Annotated in this window: 1 pseudogene; it reads left to right on the forward strand. The window is 43.2% G+C overall.

The annotated features are described in order from the left end of the window. Positions 1–46: 46 nt before the first annotated feature. Positions 47–685 (forward strand): annotated as a pseudogene (locus tag R7Z49_RS25260) (hypothetical protein); the annotation flags it as partial.

Genomic DNA, 685 nt, shown 5'->3' on the forward strand with positions numbered 1-685 from the left:
AAGAGTGGTTATGATGTCATCACGTTAATTGAGGTTAGGTGAACGGATGCCACACAATTTTTTAGATCGAAAGAAAAAACCTTTGAGCTCTTCTGGCGGAGGCTATAAGCCACTCCATGAAGAAGAATCATTAAGAAAACCACAAGCTCGAGAAGAAACCGTTAGAGAGCGAGCAGCCCGCCAACGTCGAGAGCGTCAAGCTGAATTGACGTATACCCAAGAAGATTACGCCCGTTGGGAACGAAATCGAAAAAGGAGACAGCTAGAGGTCGAAGCTCAAAAGGCGATTGAAGAATTATTAATTTTTCTTCCCGCATTGGATCTGGAAACTTCGGTTCACAGCCAAGCGGTAAAAGAATTTAGCGAAGCGTTCGATGTTATCTTGAAAGGGTACAACGGGGGCAATGTTTCCTATGAGACTGGATATGATCTTATTCATCAGGTCAAAAATGGTTTCATTGAGGGGGGCGGTGCGCTTAGAAAAATCGAAGAGAATCGTTTGTCACGCCAGACAGAAAAAGCTGATAATTTCTCTCAAGATGGCAGCTATCGACGCAATCTAGTAGTGAATGATGAATCGTTTAATGTTCGTTTTAAAGCTAGTTGCGCTACGCCTGAATGCTTAATGAGAAATGCCAATATCGACATGGAAGATGATGCTTTTCAGGATTACATCGAGGCAGCG

This window comes from Vibrio sp. 1562 (assembly GCF_033340155.1).
Lineage (GTDB): Bacteria > Pseudomonadota > Gammaproteobacteria > Enterobacterales > Vibrionaceae > Vibrio > Vibrio alginolyticus.